We start from the raw sequence: 23,876 nt of genomic DNA on the forward strand, positions 1-23,876 counted from the left end.
TCTTCCCTATGAATGCATTCCTAAACATAGAGGAGGGCGCAGGCCCGATGGTTCAACTGCTCAGCCGCGGGCTTCCTTGAACAGCATGGCGATGCCCGGATGATAATTGCCCGTGTCGCTGTGCAATTTGCGGTAGGCGTAGGGGAAATACCAGGCTACCGCGCAGGTGTGCTCCTTTTGCAGGTCGTCGACCATGTCCTGCAGTTCTTCGGGGCTGGCGCTGTGCTGGGCTTTTTGCGGAGCGACGAAAAGGCAGCCGAGCTTGAGATCGCTGGCGTAGCTGATGCGTTTGGCATCAACGGTGATGTCGAGCAGCGCCTGGGTCAGGTTGAGGTTGTTGACCCGTGGCCAGCGTTGCGTGGCTTGAATGAACGCGCGGTCTTCGGCGCCGGCAATCAGCAGGTCGGCGCGGGCATTGCGTTCGCCTTCTTCGTTCTGTTTGCGCGTGGCGGTGTCGTTCAGCGTGACCATTTCCGCCATCCACGCCGCTGCCGCGAGCAGGCCGAGATTGGCTTTTTCGTCGTGCCAGTACGGCGTGTCGTTGTCGCCGCGAACGGTGTTGTAGCGATCGATACAGTCAAACCAGCGTTCCAGCACCGGGCGCAGGAATTCCAGGCGCGGGTTGCTGATGATCATGCCTTGCATCGTCGTCATCCTTATTGTTGTAGTGGGCTTTTTGGAAAAAAGCATGGCTCTTTGATATCACTTGTCACAGTCTGGCACAAGATTGCCGCTGCACAATTGATCAGCGGCAGTTATTCGTGCCCGAAGCGCCTCTTCAATTGACGCTCCACCCCCAACCCTCTAACCTTCGCCGCTTGTTTCAGGTGCTCTGTGGCCCCGCGTCGACAGAGTGAAACAGGGAAGCCGGTGAGGGTGGTCTTCAAGCGAAGCCACGACGATCCCGGCGCTGCCCCCGCAACGGTAAATGAGTGAAAACTGCGCCTTGAGCCACTGCCTCGAAAGAAGCGGGAAGGCGCGCAGTCCGGCCGATGCCGCTCATGAGCCCGGAGACCGGCCTGATCCATCTCAGCGGCATCACGGTGGGCGATGCCAGGCTTTTTGCCGTCTATTCTTGTGCCTGCCCGCCGTTATCCAGCCTCAACGGAGAGCTCCCCATGACTGATTCCCCCGAGCGTGACGAACGCCATCTGGCGCGTATGCAGCGCAAGAAAGCCGTGATCGACGAACGCATCGCCAACTCGCCCGACGAGTGCGGCCTGGTGCTGGTGCTGACCGGCAATGGCAAAGGCAAGAGCAGCTCGGCGTTCGGCATGCTCGCCCGTGCCATGGGCCACGGCATGCAGTGCGGCGTGGTGCAGTTCATCAAGGGCCGCAACAGCACCGGCGAAGAATTGTTTTTCCGCCGTTTTCCCGAGCAGGTGCGTTTCCACGTCATGGGCGAAGGCTTCACCTGGGAAATCCAGGATCGCCAACGTGACATCGCCGCGGCGACCGCCGCTTGGGAAGTCTCGCGCGAATTGTTGCGCGACCCTTCGATCGGTCTGGTGGTGCTCGACGAATTGAACATCGCCCTCAAGCACGGCTACCTCGATCTCGATCAGGTGCTCAGCGATTTGCAGGCGCGTCCGCCGATGCAGCACGTGGTGGTCACCGGTCGCGGCGCCAAGCCGGAAATGATCGAGATGGGCGACACGGTCACCGAGATGGGCATGCTCAAGCACGCCTTCCAGGCCGGGATCAAAGCGCAGAAAGGCGTCGAACTTTGAAGCAACCACGTCACTGTCCGGCGGTGTTGATTGCCGCGCCGGCCTCCGGTCAGGGCAAGACCACCGTCACCGCAGCGCTCGCCCGTTTGCATCGCAACCAGGGTCGCAAGGTGCGCGTGTTCAAGTGCGGGCCGGACTTTCTCGACCCGATGATCCTCGAGCGCGCCAGCGGTGCGCCGGTGTATCAACTGGACATGTGGATGGTCGGCGAGCAGGAAAGTCGCCGTTTGTTGTGGGAAGCTGCCGCCGAGGCCGAGCTGATTCTGATCGAGGGCGTGATGGGCCTGTTCGACGGCACGCCATCCAGCGCTGATCTGGCGCGCCACTTCGGTGTGCCGGTGCTCGGTGTGATCGACGGCACCGCCATGGCGCAGACCTTTGGTGCCTTGGCGCTGGGCCTGGCGAAGTATCAGCCGGACTTGCCGTTCGCTGGCGTGTTGGCCAACCGCGTCGGCACCTTGCGCCATGCGCAATTGCTCGAAGGCAGCCTCACCGAAGGTCTGCGCTGGTACGGCGCACTGTCCCGCGAGACCGGCATCGAATTGCCGAGCCGCCACCTCGGCCTGGTCCAGGCCAGCGAATTGAATGATCTGGATCTGCGTCTCGACGCGGCCGCCGATGCGCTGGCCAGCAGTTGCCAAGTCGCGCTGCCACCGGCGGTCGAATTCGCCGCGCCTGATGTCATCGAAGCCGAGCCTCTATTAAAAGGTGTGCGCATCGCCGTCGCCCGCGATGAAGCGTTTGCCTTCACCTATGGCGCCAGCCTCGATTTGCTGCGGGCGATGGGCGCCGAGCTGCACTTTTTCTCGCCGATCCGCGACACGCAATTGCCCGACGCGGACAGCCTGTATTTGCCGGGCGGCTATCCAGAGCTGCATCACGTCGCGCTGGCGCAGAACACCTCGATGCTTGCAGCCATCCGCGCGCATCACGCAGCGGGCAAGCCGTTGCTCGCCGAGTGTGGCGGCATGCTTTATCTGCTGGATTCGCTGACCGACGTGGAAGGCACCCGTGCTGAGCTGGTCGGTTTGTTGAAAGGTGATGCGGTGATGCAGAAGCGTCTGGCGGCATTGGCGTTGCAGGCGGTTGAGTTGCCGGAAGGTTCTTTGCGAGGGCACACGTATCACCATTCGCTGACCACCACCGAGCTGACGCCGATTGCCCGGGGGTTGAGCCCCAATGGCGGGCGCGGCGCTGAGGCGGTTTATCGCGAGGGGCGGATGACAGCTTCCTATGTGCACTTTTATTTTCCGTCGAATCCGACTGCGATTGCTGCATTGTTTGCGCCAGACCGTGAGGCCGCCTTCGCGAGCAGGCTCGCTCCCACAATGGATCACCTGAACCCTGTGGGAGCGAGCCTGCTCGCGAAAGGCCCATGACCGACAACACATTCTCCGCAGCCGAACGCGCAGCGGTCTACAAGGCCATCGCCGAACGCCGCGACATGCGCCACTTCACCGGTGGCAGCGTCGAGCCGCAGCTGCTGCGACGTTTATTGGAAGCCGCCCACCAGGCCCCAAGCGTCGGCCTGATGCAGCCCTGGCGCTTCATCCGCATCAGCGATCGTGCCTTGCGCGGGCAGATCCGCGATCTGGTGGAAGAAGAGCGCATCCGCACCGCCGAAGCCCTTGGCGAGCGCAGCGATGAGTTCATGCAGCTCAAGGTCGAAGGCATCAACGACTGCGCTGAGGTGCTGGTCGCGGCGCTGATGGACGATCGCGAAAAACACATTTTCGGTCGGCGCACGTTGCCGGAAATGGACATGGCTTCGCTGTCCTGCGCGATCCAGAATCTGTGGCTGGCCTCCCGCGCTGAAGGTCTGGGCATGGGCTGGGTCTCGCTGTTCGAGCCGCAAGCCTTGGCGGATTTGCTCAAGTTGCCGACCGGTGCCAAGCCGCTGGCGGTGTTGTGTCTGGGCCCGGTCAAGGAATTCTATCCGGCGCCGATGCTGGTGCTCGAAGGCTGGGCCAAGGCGCGGCAGCTGAACGAGTTGCTGTACGAAAATTATTGGGGAGTGAGTCAATGAGTGTGGCGTTGCTGAGTGTCGCTGCGGTAGCGCTGGATGCGCTGCTCGGTGAACCGAAACGCTGGCATCCGCTGGTGGCGTTCGGCAATTTGGCCGGGCGCATCGAGCAACGCTTCAACGCCGGCGGTCGCGGCTGGCGCAGCCATGGTGTGACCGCATGGGTGCTCGCGGTGCTGCCGCTGACCTTGCTCGCCACGGCATTTTCCTGGGCGCCGTATGTGGGCTGGATCGTCGAGATTCTCGCGCTGTATTGCGCCCTCGGCATGCGCAGCCTCGGCGAACATGTTGCGCCGGTCGCGGCGGCGTTGCGCGCCGATGATGTGGACGAGGCGCGCAAGCGTGTTGGCTATCTGGTCAGCCGCCAGACCGATGAACTGGACAGCAACGCTGTGGCCCGCGCCGCCACCGAATCGGTATTGGAGAACGGCAGCGATGCGGTGTTTGCCGCGCTGTTCTGGTTTGTCGTCGCCGGTGCGCCGGGCGTGGTCATGTATCGCCTGAGCAATACCCTCGATGCGATGTGGGGTTATCGCAACGAACGCTTCGAACGTTTCGGCTGGGCCGCGGCGAAAATCGACGACGTATTGAACTACATTCCTGCGCGTCTGGTGGCATTGACCTACGCGCTGCTCGGCAAAACCCGACTCGCACTGAAGTGCTGGCGCACCCAGGCGCCAAAGTGGGACAGCCCCAACGCCGGCCCGGTGATGGCAGCTGGTGCCGGTGCGCTGGGCGTCGAGTTGGGTGGCCCGGCGATCTATCACGGCGAACTGCATGAGCGCCCGCAACTGGGCGAAGGTGCGCCGGCCGATGCCGAATCCATCGACCGTGGCTGGCAATTGGTCCAGCGCGGCGTATGGTTGTGGCTGCTGATGCTTTGCCTGGGGGCGGAATTTTATGCTTGAGCACGGTGGCCGGCTGCGCAAGGCTGCACTCGATTACGGGATTGCCGAAGCTGACTGGCTTGACCTGTCCAGCGGCCTCGCGCCCTGGCCGTTCCCGATTCCGGAGATTCCGCTGCGCGCCTGGGCGCGCTTGCCGGAAACCGACGACGGTCTGGAACAGGCGGCCTGCGATTATTACGGCGCCGCGCAGGTGCTACCGGTCGCCGGCTCGCAAATGGCCATCCAGCTGCTGCCGCGTTTGCGCCGGGCTGGAAAGGTCGGCGTGTTGTCGCCGTGCTATGCCGAGCATGCCGAAGCCTGGCGGCGCAGCGGTTACATCGTCCGTGAAGTGCTCGAGCAGGAAGTCGAGTTCTTTCTCGACAGTCTCGATGTGCTGGTGGTGGTCAATCCGAATAACCCGACCGGCCTGAGCCTGACCCCGGCGCGCCTGCTCGACTGGCATGCGCGGCTGGCGCAACGCGGCGGCTGGCTGGTGGTCGATGAAGCGTTCATGGACAACACGCCGCAACTGAGCCTGGCGCCCTATGCCCATCAGGTCGGGCTGGTGGTGTTGCGTTCGTTCGGCAAGTTTTTCGGCCTGGCCGGGGTGCGCCTCGGTTTCGTTCTGGCCGAGCGCAAGTTGCTCAAACTGCTCGCCGAACAGGTCGGGCCGTGGGCGGTGAGCGGGCCGACGCGGGTGCTCGGTACGGCGTGCCTGCAAGACACCGAGGGTCACACCCGTCAGCGGATCCGCAGCGATGAAGCGAGCGAACGGCTGGCGGCGCTGCTGACCCGTTGCGGTTTTGCACCGCAGGGTGGCTGCGCGCTGTTTCAGTGGCTGATCACCGAGCACGCCGAAGCGCTGCACGAATTCCTCGCCCGACGCGGCATCCTCCTGCGCCTGTTCAGCCATAACAGCAGTGTGCGTTTCGGCCTGCCTGCCGATGCCGCGCAAGCGCTGCGCCTCGAACAGGCTTTGCAAGCTTTCACCAAGGACAATCCATGACCACTCTGATGGTGCAAGGCACCACGTCCGATGCCGGCAAAAGCACTTTGGTGACGGCGTTGTGCCGCTGGGCCACCCGCCAGGGCGTGGCGGTGGTGCCGTTCAAACCGCAGAACATGGCGCTCAACAGCGCAGTGACCGCTGACGGCGGCGAGATCGGCCGCGCGCAGGCAGTACAGGCGCAAGCGGCCGGTCTCGAGCCGCACACCGACATGAACCCGGTGCTGCTCAAACCCAACAGCGACACCGGCGCGCAAGTGATCATTCATGGCCGCGCGGTGACGACGATGAACGCCGTCGCCTATCACGATTACAAGGCCATCGCGATGCAAGCGGTGCTCGCCTCGCACGAGCGACTCAGCGCTGCGTATCCGCTGGTCATGGTCGAAGGCGCCGGTTCGCCGGCGGAGATCAATCTGCGCGCCGGCGATATTGCCAACATGGGCTTTGCCGAAGCGGTGGATTGCCCGGTTGTGCTGATCGCCGACATCAATCGCGGTGGCGTGTTTGCGCATCTGGTTGGCACGCTGGAATTGCTTTCGCCGAGTGAGCAGGCGCGGGTCAAAGGCTTCATCATCAACCGTTTTCGCGGCGATATTGCCTTGCTGCAACCGGGCCTCGACTGGCTGGAGCAGCGCACCGGCAAACCGGTGGTTGGCGTGTTGCCCTACGTGATGGACCTGCACCTTGAAGCCGAGGACGGCATCGACCATCGCCAAACCGACAAGGCCGAGCAGGTGTTGAAAGTGGTGGTGCCGGTGCTGCCGCGCATCAGCAACCACACCGACTTCGACCCGCTGCGTCTGCATCCGCAGGTGGATCTGCAATTTGTTGGCCCGGGCCGGGCGATTCCCGCCGCCGACCTGATTATCCTGCCAGGCTCGAAAAGCGTGCGCAGCGATCTGGCTTATCTGCGCGCCAACGGTTGGGACGCAGCAATCAATCGACATCTGCGCTACGGCGGCAAGGTGCTGGGGATTTGCGGCGGTCTGCAGATGCTCGGCGAGCAGGTGCACGACCCGCTTGGGCTTGAGGGCGCTGCCGGCTCCAGTGCCGGCCTGGGTCTGCTGACGTTCGAAACGCAACTTGAAGCCGAGAAGCAACTGCGCAACGTGCGCGGGCGGCTGGCGCTGGAAAACGCCGCAGTCAGCGGTTATGAAATCCATGCTGGCGTAACCACCGGGCCGGCGCTGGAAAATCCCGCGGTGCATCTGGATGACGGTCGTTGCGATGGTGCGCAGAGTGCCGATGGCCAGTTGTTCGGCACCTATCTGCACGGCTTGTTCGAATCTCCCGAGGCGAGCGAGGCGTTGCTGCGCTGGGCGGGCTTGAGTGATGTGCAAGAGGTCGATTACCACGGCTTGCGCGAGCGCGATATCGAGCGACTGGCTGATCTGGTGGAGAAGCATCTGGACACCGGGCTGTTGCGTCAGCTCTGCGGGATTTGAGTTGTCTGGGCTGGTCTCTTCGCGAGCAGGCTCGCTCTCACAGGGAACTGCGATCAACGGTTGGAGCGAGCCTGCTCGCGAAGGGGCCGGTTGTCTCACCACACATTTTTGGATGAACCCATGCTCCAACTGATCCTCGGCGGCGCCCGCTCCGGCAAGAGTCGTCTGGCGGAAAAACTCGCCAGCGACAGCCATCTCGCGGTGACCTACATCGCTACCAGCCAGCCGCTGGACGGCGAAATGAACCAGCGCGTCGCCCATCACCGCGCGCGCCGCCCGGCTGAATGGGCGTTGATCGAAGAGCCGCTGGAACTGGCCCGCGTGCTGCGCGAATCCGCCGGCGCCGAGCGCTGCCTGCTGGTCGATTGCCTGACCCTGTGGCTGACCAATCTGCTGATGCTCGACGACGCCGAACGTCTCGCCGCCGAGCGGGAAGCCTTGCTCGATTGCCTGGCGTCGTTGCCGGGTGAAATCATTTTTGTCAGCAACGAGACCGGAATGGGTGTCGTGCCGCTGGGCGAATTGACCCGCCGCTATGTCGATGAAGCCGGTTGGCTGCATCAAGCTCTGGCCGAGCGTTGTCAGCGCGTTGTCCTGACCGTCGCCGGCCTGCCCCTGACTTTGAAAGGACCTGCGTTATGAGCCCGACCTGGTGGCTGAACCCGTGCAAAACAGTGAATGCGGAGATGGTTGCGCAAGCGACCGAGCGCCAGCAGCAGTTGACTAAACCGGCCGGTTCGCTGGGACGCCTTGAATCGGTGGCCGTGCGACTGGCCGGTCTGCAAGGTCAGCTCAAGCCAACGCTGGATCAAGTCTGGATCGCGATTTTCGCTGGCGACCATGGCGTGGTAGCCGAAGGCGTATCGGCTTATCCGCAGGAAGTCACCGGACAAATGCTGCTCAACTTTGTCAGCGGCGGCGCGGCGATCAGCGTGCTGGCGCGTCAGCTCGGCGCGCAGCTGGAAGTGGTCGATCTGGGCACGGTGAATCCGACGCTGAATCTGCCCGGCGTGCGCCATCTGAACATTGGCGCGGGAACGGCGAACTTCGCTCAGGGGGCAGCGATGACTCAGGCGCAGGGCGAACTGGCCCTGCAGGCCGGTCGCGACAGCGTCTTGCGCGCGAAAGCCGCCGGCACGCAGTTATTCATCGGCGGCGAAATGGGCATCGGCAACACCACTGCAGCCAGTGCGCTGGCCTGTGCCTTGCTCGATTGCCCGGTGGCGCACCTGACCGGGCCCGGTACCGGGCTGAATGCCGCTGGCGTCAGCCACAAGGCGCAAGTGATCGAACGCGCGCTGGCGCTGCATGCCGCGCAGCGTGGCGACGCCTTGCAGACGCTGTTCAAGGTCGGCGGTTTCGAGATTGCCGCGTTGGTCGGCGCTTATCTGGCCTGCGCGCAGGACGGCATCGCGGTGCTGGTCGACGGATTTATCTGTACCGTCGCCGCGCTGGTCGCAGTGCGCTTGAATCCGGCCTGTCGTGAATGGCTGTTGTTCGGCCATCGCGGTGCCGAGCCGGGCCATCGCCACGTGCTGGAAACCTTGAGCGCCGAACCGTTGCTGGAACTCGGCCTGCGCCTGGGCGAGGGCAGTGGCGCGGCGTTGGCGGTGCCGTTGTTGCGTCTGGCCTGTGACCTGCACGGGCAAATGGCGACGTTCGCCGAAGCAGCCGTGGCGGATCGCCCGGCATGAGCCTGCGCCTGGACCTGCTGCGCCACGGCGAAACGGAACTCGGCGGCGGCCTGCGCGGCAGCCTCGACGATGCGCTGACTGAAAACGGCTGGACGCAGATGCGTGCAGCGGTGGTCGAAGGCGGGCCGTGGGATCGCATCGTCAGTTCGCCATTGCAGCGCTGCGCGCGCTTCGCTGCTGAACTCGGCGAGCAACTGAACCTGTCCGTACATCTGGACAAGGATCTGCAAGAGCTGCATTTCGGCGCGTGGGAAGGGCAGAGCGCGGCGGCGTTGATGGAGACGGATGCCGAAGCGCTGGGGCTGTTCTGGGCTGATCCCTATGGATTTACGCCACCGCAGGGTGAGCCGGTCAGCGATTTTTCGGCGCGGGTGTTGGCGGCTATCGCGCGGTTGCAGGCGGCGTACGCCGGCGAGCGGATTCTGCTGGTCAGCCACGGCGGTGTGATGCGCTTGTTGCTTGCGCAGGCGCGAGGGCTGCCGCGCGAACAGTTACTCAATGTCGAAGTCGGCCATGGCGCGCTGTTTGCGCTGACGGTCGAGGCTGACGGCGCGCTCAAGGAAGGTCACTGAGATGTTGCCGCTGTGGATCGCCTTGCAGTTTCTCAGCAGCCTGCCGATTCGCCTGCCGGGCATGCCCGAGCCGCAACAGCTTGGCCGGTCGTTGCTGTTCTATCCGCTGGTGGGATTGTTGTTCGGGCTGATCCTCTATGCGTTGAATCTGCTGCTTGCCGGCGCGCCGATGTTGCTGCATGCGGCGCTGTTGTTGACCCTGTGGGTGTTGCTCAGCGGGGCGCTGCATCTCGATGGCCTGGCGGACAGCGCCGATGCCTGGCTCGGTGGCTTCGGTGATCGCGAGCGCACGCTGACGATCATGAAAGATCCCCGCAGCGGGCCGATTGCGGTGGTCACGCTGGTGCTCGTGTTGTTGCTCAAATTTGCCGCGCTGCTGGCACTGATCGAACAAGGGCATACCCTGGCGCTGATTACCGTGCCGGTACTGGGGCGAGCGGCGCTGTTGGGGTTGTTTCTGACTACGCCGTATGTGCGTGCAGGTGGCTTGGGCCAGGCACTGGCCGATCATCTGCCGCTTAGAGCGGGGTGGTGGGTGCTGGGGTTGAGTGCGCTTGGCTGCGTGTTTATCGCGGGTATCGGCGCGGTGCTGATTTCGCTGGTCGGGTTTGTCTGGCTGCGGCGGTTGATGATGCGGAGGCTGGGCGGGACGACCGGGGATACGGCGGGGGCGTTGCTGGAATTGCTGGAGATGGGGGTGTTGGTGGGGCTCGCTTTGGTCTGAAGGATTTGCGTAGATGATGCCGGCCCCTTCGCGAGCAGGCTCGCTCCCACCTTCGGAATGCAATCCCCTGTGGGAGCGAGCCTGCTCGCGAAGGCGGCCTCACCGGCAGCAATGATGTTCAGAGTAAACTCATCTGTAACTTGATTTAACACACTCGCGGGTATATACACGCATCATGCTTCCTTCTCAGTGTTTGTGCACCAACCTGCGTCGCGCCGCGCGTGGCGTCAGCAGGCATTACGACGGCGCTCTCGACGGCTTCGGGATCAACGTTGCCCAGTATTCTCTGCTGTGCAATCTGCAGCGGCTGGAGCAGCCGAGCATTTCCGAACTGGCCGAGGCCATGGGCCTGGATCGCAGCACTCTCGGGCGCAATCTACGTGTGCTGGAGGGTGAAGGTCTGGTGGCGCTGGCCGAAGGCGAGGACATGCGCAACCGTATCGTCCGGCTCACCGAAACCGGCGTGCAGCGCCTGGCAGCGGCATTGCCGGCGTGGGAAGCGGCGCAACAACGGCTGATCGACCGGCTCGGTGCCGAGAAGCGCGAAACCTTGCTCAAACTGCTCGACGAACTGGCCTGACGCCGGTTTCTTCGCGCTCAAGCGGGTATATACCCGCGACTGGAGAATAACAATGACAACGATGTGGCGGACGTGCGGTTGGGTGTTGCTGGGGAGTGCGCTGATCCTGGCGTTGTCATTGGGCGTGCGCCACGGGTTCGGTCTGTTCCTGTCGCCGATGAGCGCACAGTTCGGCTGGGGTCGCGAAGTGTTCGCCTTCGCCATCGCCCTGCAAAACCTGATCTGGGGCCTGGCGCAGCCATTCACCGGTGCGCTGGCTGACCGCTTCGGTGCAGCGAAAGTGGTGCTGGTCGGCGGCGTGCTTTACGCGCTGGGTCTGGTGTGCATGGGCCTGTCCGACTCGGCGATGACTTTGTCGCTGAGCGCCGGCCTGTTGATCGGCATTGGTTTGTCCGGCACGTCGTTCTCGGTGATCCTCGGCGTGGTCGGTCGCGCTGTCCCGGCCGACAAACGCAGCATGGGCATGGGTATCGCCAGCGCCGCCGGTTCGTTCGGCCAGTTCGCCATGTTGCCGGGCACGCTCGGTTTGATCGGCTGGCTCGGCTGGTCCGCCGCATTGCTGGTGCTGGGTCTGTTGGTGGCGATGATTGTGCCGCTGGTGAGCATGCTGAAAGACAAGCCGCTGCCGGTGCTTGGCCACGAACAATCCCTTGGCGAAGCGCTACGTGAAGCCTGCTCGCACTCCGGTTTCTGGCTGCTGGCGTTCGGCTTTTTTGTCTGCGGTTTTCAGGTGGTGTTCATCGGTGTGCACTTGCCAGCGTATCTGGTCGATCAGCATCTGCCCGCCAGTGTCGGCACTACGGTGCTGGCGTTGATCGGATTGTTCAATATCTTCGGCACTTACACCGCCGGCTGGCTCGGTGGCCGCATGTCCAAACCGCGTCTGTTGACTGCGCTGTATCTGTTGCGCGCAGTGGTGATCGTGCTGTTCCTGTGGTTGCCGGTGACGACCACCACGGCGTATCTGTTCGGCATGGCCATGGGTTTCCTGTGGCTGTCGACGGTGCCGTTGACCAACGGTACGGTGGCGACCTTGTTCGGCGTGCGCAATTTGTCCATGCTCGGCGGCATCGTCTTCCTGTTCCATCAGCTCGGCTCCTTCCTTGGCGGCTGGCTGGGCGGAGTGGTGTATGACCGAACCGGGAGTTATGACTTGATCTGGCAAGTGGCGGTTCTCTTGAGCCTGCTCGCGGCGGCGCTGAACTGGCCGGTGCGCGAGCGTCCGGTGGCGCGCCTGCAAGCCGCTGCGAGCGCAGCATGAGCCGGATCTGCGCGCGATTCGCCGTCACCGCAGTCGCTGCAGCGCTATTGGCGCTGGTGTGGTGGGGCTGGCAGCGCGGCGGTCTGGCGCTGATGCAGTTGGGCATGAGCATTTGCTAGATCGCAGCGTGGCGAGTAACGTCAAAGCCTGATGACTGCCCAAGGAAGTTCGATATGTTGATGCGCTGGTGTGCTGTTCCCGCGTTGCTGATGGCGTTGACTGGCCTGGCCCAGGCTGCCGACTGTCCTGAGCTGCTGCAAGGCTCGCTGCCGAAGCTGCGCGCCAAGGAATCCATCGATCTGTGCAAGCAGTACGCCGACAAGCCGCTGGTAGTGGTCAATACCGCCAGCTTCTGCGGTTTCGCCCCGCAGTTCGAAGGCCTTGAGGCGCTCAACAAGCGCTACAAGGCGCAAGGCCTTGAGATGCTTGGCGTGCCGTCGAACGATTTCAAGCAGGAGTCCAAGGACAGCGCCGAAACCGCCAAGGTCTGCTACGCCAACTACGGCGTGACCTTCAACATGACCGAGCCGCAGAAAGTTCGCGGCGACGACGCCACGCATCTGTTCCAGGTGCTGGCCGCGCAGAGCAGTGCGCCGAAGTGGAATTTCTACAAGTACGTGGTCGACCGGCAGGGCAAGGTGGTGGCGAGTTTTTCCAGTTTGACCAAACCGGATGACCCCGAGTTTATCGCCGCGATCGAAAAGGCCATTGCCTCCGAACCGCTGACTCACTGACTCATGCTTTACCCTGTGGGAGCGAGCCTGCTCGCGAAGCGGTGTGTCAGCCAGCAAATCTACATCTGACATACCGCCTTCGCGAGCAGGCTCGCTCCCACAAGGGTGATTTAGTCGTTCCAGTGAAAAGTTGCAGGCAAGAAAAAGCCCCGCCTCTGTAAAGAGAGCGGGGCTTTTTAGTGGGCGAGGGGTTAGCCTCGCCATCGAGCATCAGAAGCGGTAAGTCGCGCCGACACCGAAGCCGTTTGCCGAGTTTTCATACTTGGCATCGTAGGTCTGGCCACGAGCGTTTTCGTTGCGGATGTTGACCGACTCTTCTTTCAGGTACGAGTACGCGACATCGATGGTCAGATCGTCGGTCGGGCTCCAGCCGGCACCAATACTGAAGATGGTACGGTCGCCAGTCGGGATACGCGGCGAGCGGTCTTCATTGTTGGTCGGAGACTGATCGAAGGTCAGACCGGTACGCAGTACCCATTCCTTGTTCAACTGGTACGAGGTACCCACGGCGTAGGCCCAGGAGTCATGCCAATTCTGGTCTTCGTTGATCGAACCGAACTGACCGGCCAGCAGAGGCTGCACGCCGGAGTTCTTCACGGTGATCTTGTCCAGTTGGCTCCAGCGAGTCCAGGTGGTACCGGCGTAGACATTCCAGCGATCGTTGATCGCCTGGGTGATGGAGAAGTCTACGGATTCCGGTGTGGTGATCTTCAGCGAAGCGTCGTACTTCTGGTTGGCGCCGACACCCACGAGCGCCAGCGCGCCGTAGTTGACCTTGGTGTTGCCTTCGAGCTTGTAGTCGACCTTGGAGTGATAGGTCAGGCCCAGGCGGGTAGTGTCAGTGGCCTGGACCAGCAAACCGACGTTGTAGCCCAGCGCGGTGTCGTCACCCTTGATCTTGACCTTGCCATCCGGCAGTGCCTGAGTGATCGACAGGTTGGATTCCAGCGCGCCGTCGATGCGGTTGATGGTCGGGCCGAAACCGATCGACACCTTGTCGTTGAAGGCGTAGCTGACGGTTGGCTGGAAGGTGATGACTTGTACTTCGGACTTGCTGCCGAAGTAACGACCGGCAAAGCCGTTTTCATAATCTGTGATCAGACCGAACGGCACGTACACACCGAGACCGAATGCCCAGTGATCATCAATCGGTTTTACATAGAAGCCCATAGGTACAGCGGTGAAGGGCACCATGTCGCCTTTGTTGCTGCCGCCATTCGGGCTGGAGCTGGCGTTGCTGATATCGGTGTGTGCATCGACAACGGCGACGCCACCGGTGACCTGTTCGCGCTTGATGCGCGCCATGCCGGCCGGGTTGCCATAAACAGTGCTTGCGTCGTCGGCAGAAGAAGATCGCCCGGCAAAACCAGTCCCCATGCCACTGATGCTTTGTTCGTTGAGGGCAAAACCTGCCGCGAAGATTTGTGTAGAGGCAAGGGTAACGGCGAGGCTAAGGGTGGTTTTGAGCATGACTTTTTTCATTATTAGAACTCCTGGTGATCACCGGGGCGAAAATTACCAACATTTTCGTCCCAGCGCTATAGCCTGTATGCCTTGAGTTAGAGCGGTTTTGTAGGACAATCCGACCAAAATGGCGACCTGATGGGAGAACTTGTGAAACCGCCCGGTCAGCAAGCGACCTGATTCAGCGGTGAAACACAGGTTTGCCAGGCATAGGTAAAGTCGCGCAAACGGCCTTGCGGTTGAAAGGTCTGGCGCCAGATACGCGCCATGCCGAGCAGGTCGGTCGGAGCGGGGAGGGTGGGGTTTTGTTCTTCCACCAGTAGCCAGGCGATGGCCGTGGCGTAACGCAGGTTGACGGTCAGTTCCAGATGCGGGCCGCTGAGGAACGCATGCTGACTGGCCAAGCCGCGCACCAGGCTGGCGCGCTCCGGATCGAGCGCCAGATAATCGTCCCAGAGTGCCTGATGGCGATGCTCGGCGATCCGGTAGAGGCCATGGCCACGGCGGTCATGCAGGGCAGACCCGAGGGCGGACTGGCTGGCAGCGATACCCAGCAGCAGGGATTCGGCGGTTGCGCAGTGGCGTCCCAGATAGATCAATGTGGGACGGATCACATAGCGGCACAGTTCGCTGGCAGCGATACCCATAACACCCTCGGTTCTTGTTGTTGAGGGCGAGTCCTGAAGGGCTTTGGCAGCTGTGGATCGACTCAGGCTCGCCGCAAGCGGGTCACGCCGCTTGAGTTGAAGTGTAGTGTCATATTCAGCGTGTAAAGGACTGTTTTTAAAATATTTCCGCCATGGCTTTCCCGGCGTTAGATCGGAACCTGCTTAGAAGCGCAGCGTTAACAGTGAAATATCAGGCAATAAAAAGCCCCGCTTTTCAGCAGGGCTTTGCTTTTGCAGCCTGTCCGGCTTTCAGGCAACCAGTGCCTGCCGGGTACGCTCGATCACGGCCTGCAGCGGTTCGGCGCTGGAGTATTGATCGGGGTACAGACGCTCGCTGTGACGAGCGATGCCGTGTTCATTGACCACGGTGAAGCTGAAGCAGCCTTTGCGAGCGGCCATGATCAGGCAGTTCATTGGAGCAAAAGCGTTGGTTAGGGTGCGAATGGCATCCTGAGTCTGGATTTGAGTAGACATAGTTATTAGGTGTTCCTACAAATGACACGGATAAGAACCGTGCAACGTTAAAACGTTCCAGTAACGTTGATCACCATTGATCGAACGAAGAACCCGACTGGAACAAAGCAGCCAGTTTGAAGCGCTGATAAGTGAGCGCGCTTGGGCTGGCAGGTAGGTACTTAGGAGGACAGGCATCACAGCGAGGGCAAAGGTTCTGGGCCCGGGGTGAAGATCCTGATCAATTTGCAGGTTGGTTCGGTCAGAGTAAGTGTTCTTCGCAACGCCCTTTGCTTTCATTCAAAGGCAGTGTCGTCGCAAGATTTACCTGGAAACCATCGAGGGGTCGTTCCCGCTTTTTTCGGCAGTAGCTTCTTGTTTGGAAGTTGACCGTGGGGAGATGTTCGACCGGAATTGACTTTCAGCTTGGTACTAACGCCGCGGATAGTAACGGATCCGTTCGAGCGAAGCAAACCCCACGACCAAAAAAAGGATCACAGGGAAAGGTCGTGTCGCACCGTCCGTCGGCGTGCATGCTTTTCGCAGAGCCTTTCGGTCGCTCGCAGCTGCGCAAAATGACCCGAAAAAGCGCACGCATATAACCGGCTCACAGGTACTTGTGCACATTAGTTGCGCAGAGCGTAACGCAACTGTCACATCGATCCTGACTCCAGTCGCTGCCTGTATCAAAAGTTTAAGTCAATGAAAAATATCGTCTTTTTTTGTTGGTGAAAAAATCGTCAGTTTGACTGCGAGCCCCATTCCATAAGGCTTTGCGAGGATCAGAGAGCGGTTGTCCACTGACTTATCCACAGCTTCTGTGGATTGTCCCTAGCGCTTGCTCTAGGACGGGCGTGCCGGGTTTTTTTCGACTTTACCTGTAAGAAAAAGAGAGTAAAGTGGCGCGCCTTCCGATCTGTCCCGCAGTGCTTTATGAAGTTTCGCTCAGTATCAGACTCTGTTACCTCCAATCCGACCTCCGTGACCGCTCCCAAGCGTTTTTCCGTACGTGTGGCTGAGTGGCTGCTCGATGCGCCGCGTCTGAGTGACAGTCCCAGCGCCAAACACCTCGCTGGCCGTCTGCTCAAGCAACCGGCCCGTGAAGGTGTGGTCGCTGCACAGAGCCGTCTCGGCCAATTGATTTGCCGGGAGTGCGGCAATGCCCGTGACCGCCGTATCGGTCAGGAGTTGCTGCGTCAGGCCGCCCGTGCCGGTGACCGTCGCGCGCAGCAGGAACTCGGTCTGATCGAAGACTGAGCTGTCCAAGCCCTGACACCTTGGTTAACCTTCAGGCTTTATCCGATTGGCAGGAGTCGCTATGGCTATGGACTTGACCAGCGTATTGCTCGGTCTTGCGGCGGCAGGGTTGCCGCTGCTGGCGCTGGCCTGGCAACTGCAACGCCGGGCCAGCAATGCCCAGGCCGATCTGGCCTTGTTCGAAGAGCGCTTGGCCATGGCGCAACTGGCCCAGGATGGCCTCACCGCGCAGCTTGAAGCCAGCCGCGATGAGATCGCCGATCTCGGCCAGGCCAATGCCGCCAAACAGGCAGACCTCGCCGCCCTGCGCCGCGAAGTGGAATTGCTGCAGATCGAGCGCGATGACGCCCGCGACGCCTCCCACGCCTGGAACCTCGAACGCGCCAACAAGGATGCCGAGTTGCGCCGCCTCGACGCCCATGCCGCCTCGCTGAGTGCCGAGCTGCGCGAACAACAGGAAAGCCATCAACAACGTCTCAACGACCTGCAAGGCTCGCGCGACGAACTGCGCGCGCAATTCGCCGAGCTGGCCGGCAAGATTTTCGATGAGCGTGAGCAGCGCTTTGCCGAAACCAGCCAGCAGCGGCTCGGGCAGTTGCTTGATCCGTTGAAAGAGCGCATCCAGTCCTTTGAAAAACGCGTTGAAGAAAGCTACCAGGCCGAAGCCCGCGAGCGCTTCTCGCTGGCCAAGGAGCTGGAGCGTTTGCAGGCGTTGAACCTGCGTCTGAGCGACGAAGCGACCAATCTGACTCGCGCGCTCAAGGGCCAGAAAACCCAGGGCAATTGGGGCGAACTGATCCTCGAGCGCGTTCTTGAGCATGCAGGTCTGGAGAAGGGTCGCGAATATCAGACCCAAGTCAATCTCAAGGGCCCGGACGGTGAGCGCTTCCAGCCCGATGTGATCATTTATCTGCCCGGCGACAAGCAGGTGGTAGTCGACTCGAAAGTCAGCCTCACGGCCTATCAACAATATGTTGCGGCTGATGACGACACGTTGGGGCAGATCGCGATCAAGCAGCACGTGTTGTCGCTGCGCAATCATGTCAAAGGTCTGGCCGGCAAGGATTACAAGCGTCTGGAAGGCTTGCACAGCCTCGATTTCGTTTTGCTGTTCGTACCGATCGAAGCAGCGTTTTCTGCGGCATTGCAGGCTGAGCCGTCGCTGTTTCAGGACGCTTTTGACCGCAATATCGTGATTGTCAGCCCGACCACGCTGTTGGCTACGTTGCGGGTGATCGACAGTCTGTGGAAGCAGGAACGGCAGAGCCAGAACGCCCGGGAAATCGCCGAGCGCGCGGGCTGGCTGTACGACAAGTTCGTGTTGTTTATTCAGGATCTGGACGAAGTGGGCAATCGTCTGCAGCAACTGGACAAGGCTTACAGCTCGGCGCGTAACAAGCTGACAGAGGGGCGCGGTAATCTGGTCAGCCGCAGTGAGCAGTTGAAGTTGCTCGGTGCGCGGGCGAGCAAGAGCTTGCCGGCGGATTTGCTGGAGCGGGCGATGACGGACGTTGATGGGTTGGTTGAGTTGCCTGAGTAAAAGCTTTGTTTGGCTGATTGGGGGCATATCCATTGCTGCGGTGATGCGGCTGGCGGTTTCGCCCTTACGGCGACTCACTTTTTTTACAAACGCCCCCCGTGTCAGCCTACCTGTCACCTCTGTTGATTGACTCAACCATTCATGGGGGCGAAGGTGTCTAGCAATGCCGAAGCGTTATGACGATGACTTCAGAGACTGGGCTGTTCTTCAAATGATGCCGCCCTTAAACCGTTCCGTAGCAGAGCTCGCCGTTGCAATCGGCGTCACCCCACAGTCACTGCGAAACTGGAGGCAAATGGCTAGAGATAAAGGATTGATTGTTCCTGGGAATAATAAAACCAGCAATCAGTGGTCCAGCGCCGACAAATTCAACGCCGTTCTGGAAACCGCGCCGTTGAGCGAGGTAGAGCTTTCACAATATTGCCGAATCAAGGGCATTTATCCTGAGCAGATTCAGCAATGGCGCCAAGCTTGCCAGAATGCCAACACTGCGATGGAGCCTCAGCCCAACAAAAAACCGACCACCGAGCAAATACGGATAAAGGAGCTGGAGCGACAACTGCTTCGATCCGATGCTGATTGCAAGGAGGCGGTCGCTTTACTGGAACTCAGAAAAAAAGCCAATGCGATCTGGGGCAAGGGCAAGGAAGGCTGATCAGCGCCCCTGATCGTGTGCAGGCTTTGGGCCTGATCGCTGAGGCAGTAGCAAGTGGTGCTCGTCGGTTTCGTGCATGCAAAGAGATCGGGCTGTGTTTGCGGACGGTTCAGCGTTGGCGACACTGCGAAGCCGACAAGCGCCAGATCATCAAGCGCGAAGCACCGTCCAACAAACTCAGCGTCGCAGAGCGTCAGGCTGTTTTGGATGCTGCTAATCAACCTGGCTACGCGAGTCTGACACCGCACCAGATTGTCCCGAAGTTAGCTGACGAAGGTATCTATCTGGCATCGGAATCAACATTCTATCGGGTGCTGAAAGAGGCAAATCAGAATAGCCGTCGAGGCCGAGCCAAAGCTCCGAAGCGCCGAGCTTTGACCACACATTGTGCTGATGCCCCAAATCGAGTTTGGTGTTGGGATATCACGTGGTTACCCACCACCGTTAAAGGTCGCTTTTACTACTGGTACATGGTCAAAGACATCTATAGCCGCAAATTAGTGACCAACGAAGTACACGAATCCGAACGCGCAGAATATGCATGCGTACTGCTTGAAAAAGGATGCTTACGAGAGCGTACGGCGGGTCGTCCGCTGATACTGCACTCGGACAACGGTCACGTAATGAGAGGCTCGCTTCTTCGAGAAAGCATGATTGCATTGGGCGTCGAACCGTCGTTCAGCCGACCCCGAGTAAGCAATGACAACGCCTATGCCGAAGCGCTTTTTCGTACGGCTAAGTATTGCCCGCTGTGGCCCGAGCGGCCCTTCGACAACCTCACGGAAGCACGACTCTGGGTGCAGAAATTCGTTGAGTGGTACAACGACGAGCATCGTCATAGCGCCTTGAAATACGTGACGCCCAATGAGCGTCACGAAGGCAAGGCACCTGCGTTACTGCAGGCACGGGAGAATCTTTACAAGGCAGCCAAAGCAACTAACCCCAGCCGTTGGAGCGGCGAAGTACGTAATTGGAAACTCGCAAACGCTGTTTACCTGAATCCAGAGCGCCCTGAAACAAGGGCGTAATAGACTCCTAAAACAGCCGTGAAGCGACAGATACGTTGACACGCACCGCGCCTAAAAAAAGTAAGCAAAAAAACGCTTGCTCCTACGTTCGGCCCTCGCAAGCTCGGGTCCCTTCGCTCCGGGATCGATCCGGGCGCAGCGGCTCCGGTTTGCTTCGCTGCACCTCCTTCCGCTGTGTCTGGCTGCGCCAGACGGTCGCTGCGCTCCCACCCCCGGATCAATCCCTCCACTCAGCCTTCCGACGTCGCCGGTGGATCAAAAGCAAGATCAAAAGCACTCGAGCTAACGCTCATTGTTGAGTGGGGCGGCTTCGCTGCTTTGCTTTTGTGGGAGCGGGCTTGCTCGCGAAAGCGGCCTGACAGCCGACCTGTTACTTGCGGTTGTACCCAAATCCAAATGTGGGAGCGAGCTTGCTCGCGAAGGCGGCCTGACAGCCGACCTGTTCCTTGCGGTTGTACCCAATCCCAAATGTGGGAGCGGGCTTGCTCGCGAAAGCGGCCTGACAGCCGACCTGTTACTTGCGGTTGTACTCAAATCCAAATGTGGGAGCGAGCCTGCTCGCGATAACGTCTGCAAGGTCACCTTCTACAGCGGCAAATACCGACTCAAAAGCGCCCGCAACGCCGCCGGCTTCACCGGTTTGGCCAGGTAATCCAGGCCCGCCGCATGCACTTGCGCGACGGTCTCCGTGCGTCCATCCGCGCTGATGACCACGCCGGGCACCGGTTCGCCCAGGCGCGTGCGCAACCACGCCATCAGCTCTGTGCCGGTATCGCCGTGGTCGAGGTGATAGTCGACCAGCGCCAGTTGCGGCCGCACACCTTCATTCAATATCGCTGCGCATTCTTCGCGATTGCGCGCTGTCCACACCTGGCAGCCCCAACGGCTCAACAGACTGTTCATGCCGATCAAAATGCTGTCTTCGTTATCGATGCACAGTACCTGCGCGCCGCTGAGCAGTTTGCCGTTCAGTTCCACCGTGGCGCTAACTGCAGGGGTTTGCGCGCGGGCGATCGGCACCGTCACGCTGAACACACTGCCGCGCCCCGGCCATGAACGCACGCGCAAGGTATGCCCGAGCACGCGGCACAGGCCGTCGGCGATCGCCAGACCCAGGCCCAGGCCTTTCTCGGCGCGGGTCTGGTGGCTGTCGAGGCGTTTGAATTCCTCGAAGATCACTTGCTGCTTGTCTTCTGGAATGCCCGGTCCGCGATCCCAGACTTCCAGACATAACTCACCACCGCGTCGACGCACGCCCAGCAGCACCGGACCTTTGGCGTAGCGGAAAGCGTTGGTGAGGAAGTTCTGCAGAATTCGCCGCAGCAATTTGATGTCGCTGTCGATGCGCAACTGACTGCCACGCACCCGGAACGTGAGCTTTTGCTCTTGCGCCAGCGCCTTGAATTCCGCGCCGAGGGTGTCGAACAGTTCGTTGACGGCAAAGGCCTTGCGATCCGGGTTGATCTTGCCGTTTTCCAGGCGCGAGATGTCCAGCAAATCGCTGATCAGGTCTTCCGCCGAACGCAGTGAGCTGTCGAGGTGGTGCACCAGCTGCTGCGCCTCTGGGCTCAGACCTTCGTTCTGGTGGGAGAGGGCAGCGGAGAAAAGCCGTGCGGCATTAAGCGGCTGCATCAAATCGTGGCTGACGGCGGCGAGGAAGCGGGTTTTCGACTGGTTCGCCGCCTCGGCGTTGCCCTTGGCTTCGGTGAGCGCGACGTTGAGTTGCGACAGTTCCTGGGTGCGCTCGCTGACCCGTTGTTCCAGCCCTTCGTTGGCCTCGGTCAGTGCCTGTTCGGCTTCGCGGAACGCGGTAATGTCGGTGAAACTCATGACGAAGCCGCCGCCGGGCATCGGGTTGCCGATCAGCTCGATCACCCGGCCATTGGGGAACAGCCGCTCGGAGGTATGCGCGCGGCCCTGACGCATCCAGTGCAAGCGTCGTGCAACGTGCACTTCCGCTTCGCCGGGGCCGCACAAACCGCGTTCGGCGTTGTAGCGAATGATGTCGGCGATCGGGCGGCCGACGCTGATCAGGCCGTCGGGGTAGTTGAACAACTCCAGATAACGCCGGTTCCATGCCACCAGTTTCAGCGATTGGTCGACCACGCTGATGCCCTGGGTGATGTTTTCGATCGCGCCTTGCAGCAGCGCACGGTTGAATTGCAGCACTTCCGAGGCTTCGTCAGCGATACGGACTACGTCCTCCAACTGCATTTCCCGACCTTCGATGGCAGCCTTTACTACGGCGCGTGTCGAAGAAGCGCCAAGGACACCAGCCAGCAAACGTTCGGTATGCGCGATCCATTCACTGTCGGCGTTCTGGTTGGGGTTGAAACCTTTGCCCTGGCGGTAGGCGAAACGAATGAAGCTTTGTCGCGCGCGTTCTTCGCCAACGAAACGCGCCGCCAGTTGCAGCAGGTCGTCGATCTGCACTGCCAGCATCGAGCGTCCGTTCGGGCGGGCGCTGATTTCCTGACCGATGAAACGCCCGGCCTGCCAGTGCTCGGAAACTCGCGTGCGCGACAGCACCGAGACCCAGGCGAACACGGTGAAGTTACCGGCCAGCGACAGCACCACGCCCTGGGTCAACGGCGTGATCGGCAGGTTCAGCGGATTACTGTGCAGCCACGCCAACCCGGGGAAACTCGCCAGCGACCAGCCGAGACTGTGCGCGGCAATCGGCAACACCAGTGTGTAGAACCAGAGGAAAGTGCCGGTGGCGAGACCGGCGAACACGCCACGGCGGTTGGCCTGTTTCCAGTACAGCGCGCCGAGCATCGCCGGCGCCAGTTGCGTTACCGCCGCAAAGGCGATCTGGCCGATGGTCGCCAGGCTCGCGGTCGAGCCAAGCAAGCGATAGCTGACGTAGGCCAGCAGCAGAATCACCACGATGCTCACCCGGCGCACCGAGAGCATCCACTGGCGGAACACTTCGAACGGGCGCTCGGCGTTGTTGCGACGCAACAGCCACGGCAACAGCATGTCGTTGGAAACCATGGTCGACAGCGCGACGCTGGCGACAATCACCATGCCGGTCGCTGCCGAGGCACCACCGATAAACGCCAGCATCGCCAGCGCCGGATGGGCCTGGGCCAGCGGCAGGCTGATCACGAACGAGTCGGGCAGCACGTGGCTGGGCAGCATCATCTGACCGGCGAGGGCGATCGGGACTACAAACAATGCGGCCAAAGCCAGATAGGCGGGGAACACCCATTTCGCCAGACGCAGATCCTGCGGGTCGATGTTCTCCACCACGGTGACATGAAATTGCCGGGGCAGACAGATGATCGCCATCATCGCCACGCCGGTCTGCACCACCATCGATGGCCAGTTGATGGTTTCCTTCCAGTACGCCTCAAGGCGCGGGGCGAGCATTGCCTGATTGAACAGGTCATCGAAACCGTCATACAGGCCGTACGTGACGAAGGCGCCGACGGCGAGAAAGGCGAACAGCTTGACCAGCGATTCGAAAGCGATCGCCAGCACCATGCCACGGTGGTGTTCGGTGGCATCGAGGTTGCGCGTGCCGAAAACGATGGTGAACAACGCCAGCACCAGCGACACGATCAGCGCCGTGTCCTGAGCGCGGGTGCCCATGGCATCGGCGCCGGCGCCAATCAACAGGTTCACGCCGAGGACAATGCCTTTAAGTTGCAGGGCAATATAGGGCAAGACGCCGACCAGACAAATCAGCGCCACCACCACCGCCAGCGATTGCGATTTGCCGTAGCGCGCGGCGATGAAGTCGGCGATGGAGGTGATGTTCTCCTGTTTGCTGATCATCACCATTTTCTGCAGGACCCACGGCGCGCCGACCAGCAGCAGGATCGGCCCGAGGTAGATCGGCAGGAATGACCACAGTTGTTCCGCCGCCTGACCGACCGCGCCGAAAAACGTCCAGCTGGTGCAGTAAACCGCCAGCGACAGGCTGTATACCCAGGCACGCACCCGCGGCGGCAACGGTGTGCTGCGACGGTCGCCGTAGAAGGCGATGGCGAACATGATGGCCATGTAGGCCAGGGCAACGACGGCGATCAGCCCGGTGGACAACGACATGCAGCACTCCCGACAAATGACTCCCCGGCACTCCTGCCCGGGCGGACAGTCTCGCACGGGCGCGGCGGTTAGTCAGTGTCGACCAAGGTCGTGGCG

22 protein-coding genes and 1 riboswitch are annotated in these 23,876 nt (G+C 61.1%); of the genes, 17 read left to right on the top strand and 5 right to left on the bottom strand.

Translation table 11 applies throughout. From position 1 onward, the window contains the following. Positions 1-60: 60 nt before the first annotated feature. On the bottom strand, positions 61-645 hold the full coding sequence (locus ACZZZ4_RS16995) for a hypothetical protein (RefSeq protein WP_039763683.1): 585 nt from the start codon (positions 643-645) through the stop codon (positions 61-63). Between the two features lie 163 nt (positions 646-808). After that, positions 809-1,037: riboswitch (cobalamin riboswitch) on the top strand. An 81-nt stretch (positions 1,038-1,118) separates the two neighbouring features. Between ACZZZ4_RS16995 and cobO the strand changes: the two genes are divergently transcribed. From cobO to ACZZZ4_RS17065, 14 genes are all read left to right on the top strand, one after another. Next, positions 1,119-1,730, top strand: coding sequence for a cob(I)yrinic acid a,c-diamide adenosyltransferase (gene cobO, locus ACZZZ4_RS17000; protein ID WP_463548273.1), 612 nt, complete (start codon positions 1,119-1,121; stop codon positions 1,728-1,730). Next, the gene (locus ACZZZ4_RS17005; protein WP_415763283.1) at positions 1,727-3,109 is read left to right on the top strand and encodes a cobyrinate a,c-diamide synthase; all 1,383 of its coding nucleotides are present in this window, start codon (positions 1,727-1,729) and stop codon (positions 3,107-3,109) included. Before cobO ends, ACZZZ4_RS17005 begins: the two co-directional genes overlap by 4 nt. Continuing rightward, a complete protein-coding gene (bluB, locus tag ACZZZ4_RS17010) occupies positions 3,106-3,756 on the top strand; it encodes a 5,6-dimethylbenzimidazole synthase (RefSeq protein WP_463548274.1) in 651 nt (216 codons plus the stop codon). The genes ACZZZ4_RS17005 and bluB overlap by 4 nt, the downstream gene beginning before the upstream one ends. Next, a complete protein-coding gene (cbiB, locus tag ACZZZ4_RS17015; RefSeq protein ID WP_463548275.1) occupies positions 3,753-4,661 on the top strand; it encodes an adenosylcobinamide-phosphate synthase CbiB in 909 nt (302 codons plus the stop codon). Before bluB ends, cbiB begins: the two co-directional genes overlap by 4 nt. Next, positions 4,654-5,646 carry a threonine-phosphate decarboxylase CobD gene (gene cobD / locus ACZZZ4_RS17020; RefSeq protein ID WP_122698957.1) on the top strand — a complete coding sequence of 331 codons (993 nt, stop codon included), beginning with the start codon at positions 4,654-4,656 and terminating at the stop codon, positions 5,644-5,646. Before cbiB ends, cobD begins: the two co-directional genes overlap by 8 nt. Then, a complete protein-coding gene (locus ACZZZ4_RS17025) occupies positions 5,643-7,094 on the top strand; it encodes a cobyric acid synthase (RefSeq protein WP_463548276.1) in 1,452 nt (483 codons plus the stop codon). Before cobD ends, ACZZZ4_RS17025 begins: the two co-directional genes overlap by 4 nt. A 120-nt stretch (positions 7,095-7,214) precedes the next feature. Then, a complete protein-coding gene (gene cobU / locus ACZZZ4_RS17030) occupies positions 7,215-7,736 on the top strand; it encodes a bifunctional adenosylcobinamide kinase/adenosylcobinamide-phosphate guanylyltransferase (protein ID WP_039763697.1) in 522 nt (173 codons plus the stop codon). Beyond that, positions 7,733-8,788, top strand: coding sequence for a nicotinate-nucleotide--dimethylbenzimidazole phosphoribosyltransferase (gene cobT / locus ACZZZ4_RS17035; RefSeq protein WP_463548277.1), 1,056 nt, complete (start codon positions 7,733-7,735; stop codon positions 8,786-8,788). The genes cobU and cobT overlap by 4 nt, the downstream gene beginning before the upstream one ends. Then, on the top strand, positions 8,785-9,360 hold the full coding sequence (cobC, locus tag ACZZZ4_RS17040; RefSeq protein ID WP_463548278.1) for an alpha-ribazole phosphatase family protein: 576 nt from the start codon (positions 8,785-8,787) through the stop codon (positions 9,358-9,360). Before cobT ends, cobC begins: the two co-directional genes overlap by 4 nt. A 1-nt stretch (position 9,361) precedes the next feature. Further along, a complete protein-coding gene (locus tag ACZZZ4_RS17045; protein ID WP_463548279.1) occupies positions 9,362-10,084 on the top strand; it encodes an adenosylcobinamide-GDP ribazoletransferase in 723 nt (240 codons plus the stop codon). A gap of 175 nt (positions 10,085-10,259) precedes the next feature. Then, positions 10,260-10,664 (top strand): MarR family winged helix-turn-helix transcriptional regulator, encoded by a 405-nt coding sequence (locus ACZZZ4_RS17050; protein ID WP_016773714.1) that lies wholly within the window; start codon positions 10,260-10,262, stop codon positions 10,662-10,664. 52 nt (positions 10,665-10,716) lie between these two features. Continuing rightward, the gene (locus ACZZZ4_RS17055; RefSeq protein ID WP_415763276.1) at positions 10,717-11,925 is read left to right on the top strand and encodes an MFS transporter; all 1,209 of its coding nucleotides are present in this window, start codon (positions 10,717-10,719) and stop codon (positions 11,923-11,925) included. Continuing rightward, complete coding sequence (locus ACZZZ4_RS17060; protein WP_268747873.1) at positions 11,922-12,044, top strand: hypothetical protein; 123 nt, start codon at positions 11,922-11,924, stop codon at positions 12,042-12,044. Before ACZZZ4_RS17055 ends, ACZZZ4_RS17060 begins: the two co-directional genes overlap by 4 nt. 54 nt (positions 12,045-12,098) lie before the next feature. Further along, positions 12,099-12,659, top strand: a complete 561-nt coding sequence (locus ACZZZ4_RS17065; RefSeq protein WP_463548280.1) for a glutathione peroxidase — start codon at positions 12,099-12,101, stop codon at positions 12,657-12,659. Positions 12,660-12,869: 210 nt separating this feature from the next. On the opposite strand, the gene ACZZZ4_RS17070 is transcribed toward ACZZZ4_RS17065, so the two are convergent. The 3 genes from ACZZZ4_RS17070 to ACZZZ4_RS17080 all read right to left on the bottom strand — a co-directional run bounded on the left by ACZZZ4_RS17070 (position 12,870) and on the right by ACZZZ4_RS17080 (position 15,265). Further along, positions 12,870-14,141 (bottom strand): OmpP1/FadL family transporter, encoded by a 1,272-nt coding sequence (locus tag ACZZZ4_RS17070; protein WP_463548281.1) that lies wholly within the window; start codon positions 14,139-14,141, stop codon positions 12,870-12,872. 146 nt (positions 14,142-14,287) lie between these two features. Beyond that, positions 14,288-14,770, bottom strand: a complete 483-nt coding sequence (locus ACZZZ4_RS17075) for a hypothetical protein (protein ID WP_024012180.1) — start codon at positions 14,768-14,770, stop codon at positions 14,288-14,290. A 270-nt stretch (positions 14,771-15,040) separates the two neighbouring features. Next, a complete protein-coding gene (locus ACZZZ4_RS17080) occupies positions 15,041-15,265 on the bottom strand; it encodes a hypothetical protein (protein WP_016773719.1) in 225 nt (74 codons plus the stop codon). 912 nt (positions 15,266-16,177) lie between these two features. Here ACZZZ4_RS17080 and ACZZZ4_RS17085 point away from each other — a divergent pair. From ACZZZ4_RS17085 to ACZZZ4_RS17095, 3 genes are all read left to right on the top strand, one after another. Continuing rightward, complete coding sequence (locus ACZZZ4_RS17085; protein WP_024012181.1) at positions 16,178-16,501, top strand: SEL1-like repeat protein; 324 nt, start codon at positions 16,178-16,180, stop codon at positions 16,499-16,501. A 175-nt stretch (positions 16,502-16,676) separates the two neighbouring features. Continuing rightward, positions 16,677-18,041 carry a DNA recombination protein RmuC gene (locus ACZZZ4_RS17090; RefSeq protein WP_463549283.1) on the top strand — a complete coding sequence of 455 codons (1,365 nt, stop codon included), beginning with the start codon at positions 16,677-16,679 and terminating at the stop codon, positions 18,039-18,041. Positions 18,042-18,204: 163 nt separating this feature from the next. Further along, a protein-coding gene (locus tag ACZZZ4_RS17095; protein WP_463548282.1) for an IS3 family transposase occupies positions 18,205-19,724 on the top strand; the annotation gives its coding sequence in 2 pieces (ribosomal slippage) (positions 18,205-18,670 and positions 18,670-19,724; 1,521 coding nt in all). Between the two features lie 585 nt (positions 19,725-20,309). Here ACZZZ4_RS17095 and ACZZZ4_RS17100 read toward each other — a convergent pair. Next, on the bottom strand, positions 20,310-23,780 hold the full coding sequence (locus ACZZZ4_RS17100) for a hybrid sensor histidine kinase/response regulator (protein ID WP_463548283.1): 3,471 nt from the start codon (positions 23,778-23,780) through the stop codon (positions 20,310-20,312). Between the last annotated feature and the right edge of the window lie 96 nt (positions 23,781-23,876).

Source organism: Pseudomonas sp. AC252 (assembly GCF_979258105.1).